The sequence below is a fragment of the Pseudoalteromonas sp. MB41 genome (assembly GCF_020966275.1).
Lineage (GTDB): Bacteria > Pseudomonadota > Gammaproteobacteria > Enterobacterales > Alteromonadaceae > Pseudoalteromonas > Pseudoalteromonas lipolytica.
The window spans coordinates 1-1,994 of record NZ_JAJJZF010000056.1 but is presented as its reverse complement, the minus strand read 5'-3'; the positions used below and the strand labels follow the sequence as shown (position 1 = coordinate 1,994).

Below are 1,994 nucleotides of genomic sequence, written 5' to 3'. Positions count from 1 at the left end.
CCCACGGTGGCCACCGATGATAGAACGGCTGTTTAACTTGTTGTCCACCTTGGGGATCAGCAAAATATGGGCGTGAGGGTTCGACTCGTCATTGTGGATGGACATCGAGATCAGGTTGTCCATATCACCGCCATGCAACTCAACCAGCCAGCGAGCTGCATCACGAAAATACGCTGTGCGCTCCTGTGGCGTCATTTCAGCCATTTTCTCAGGTGAGGCCGTCACAATGGCTTCGTGCATCAGAACGGCGTTCTTACGCACTTTCAGCCCCTTCATTGCGGCATCGTAACGAGCCATGCACTCATCCATCGTTTGCATGCCCTTTACGTTGCTGTTGAGGTGTGACAGTTCGGTGTTGATGTTTGGCGTGTTGTCGAGCCGCAGATTGTGTGCCAGTGCAGCACGAGCGCCCCGTTTGTTGTTGATCTTGGCGATCCGAAAGATTGCTTTATCCATTGCAGTTAATCCGTCCGTTAAATACGGATTTTATCATAAAATGTGGAGACGAACGGAAATGTCTATAGACATTTTCCGAACACATTTGAAAAATGTGCACCCACTCCACATTGTGCCCAGAGTAACGCTCCGCATTCCCTGTTCAAATGTAGCTACGCTGTGGGCTTGCTGCGCAAGGGAGGTCGCTCAAGTGCTGGGGATTTTTGCTACGCAAACCGTATTGATTTGATGTGGAAAAATCAGAGATTTTACACACAACAACTCAACACTAATCACCCAGACTCACTCCCCAAATAACAGGATTTTTTTTGATTGTTTTTTATTCGGTTATTGATACCCGATCACCGAGTTAACCCGAGAAACCGCCCTGCCCTAACGGGCTGAAAAAGGTGGCGCGGCAGGCGCGCTCTTGCGCCTTTCCGCTACGCGGAACCCCTACCGAGCACACCATAAAAAATGGGTCAGTATCAGGTTCATTTCGCGCTGATGCGGTACAGGATTTCTCCCCCTTTCCGGCAGCCCCTACGCCCAACTTTAGCGGTTTAAAACCGTCCTCCAAAGCGTTGGCAACACTGACTATTAACATTCGCTCTACCCCCCGTCTAGGCCGCTGGAACGGGGTGACTATTACAACATTCATCAGTGCTGGGTTCACTTGCTGGCTCATGGAATCCCTTGATCGCCAGCTTAGAAATACGTCGCCTGATCCAAAGCATCTTGAGTCCAAATCAGGTGTAGGGTGCAAAATTCTGTGTGATTGAGTTGATTTCTAGCAGGGTTTTTATGCTATGATAAAAACTCAATCACCGGCTTGTGTATTGAACACCCGACTAAACCGACTTTGCAGAGTCGGTTTTGTCATTTCTGGGGGTTATGTTAGCTGATTTTCCCCCGAAGAATCATTAGTTTTTTTTATCTGGGACGCATAGGCGAACGGGAAAGGCTCTGTTCAAGTTCATTAACCACGCCCCGTAACTCATCCAAACCTAGCGTTTTAGCTCGCTCCAGCTCATTTCTGACCCTGATCAACTCACGATCCAGATCGCAATACTGCTCAAGCGTTTTATCTCGCTCATTGGTCAATTTTTCAATTTCCTCTGTAAGCTCCTGTACGCGCCCCTGAAGCGATTTCATGTCCGAGTAATGCCGATGGGTTGCCCGACTGTTTTTCTTGCCCCTGGTTAAACCATGCTTGCTTGCAACCTGGTCGTAGAACTCAGTTTGCAGTTCACTCAAGCGCCCACGGTGGCCACCGATGATAGAACGGCTGTTTAACTTGTTGTCCACCTTGGGGATCAGCAAAATATGGGCGTGAGGGTTCGACTCGTCATTGTGGATGGACATCGAGATCAGGTTGTCCATATCACCGCCATGCAACTCAACCAGCCAGCGAGCTGCATCACGAAAATACGCTGTGCGCTCCTGTGGCGTCATTTCAGCCATTTTCTCAGGTGAGGCCGTCACAATGGCTTCGTGCATCAGAACGGCGTTCTTACGCACTTTCAGCCCCTTCATTGCGGCATCGTAACGAGCCATGC

At 49.6% G+C, this 1,994-nt stretch carries 2 protein-coding genes; both read right to left on the bottom strand.

All coding sequences use genetic code 11. The features are described 5' to 3' along the window. Positions 1-456, bottom strand: a 456-nt coding sequence (locus LPA49_RS22070; RefSeq protein WP_230237771.1) for a plasmid recombination protein, incomplete at its 3' end; no start/stop codon positions are given. 912 nt (positions 457-1,368) lie between these two features. Continuing rightward, a partial coding sequence (gene mobV / locus LPA49_RS22065; protein ID WP_230237770.1) for a MobV family relaxase occupies positions 1,369-1,994 on the bottom strand: 626 nt, incomplete at its 5' end.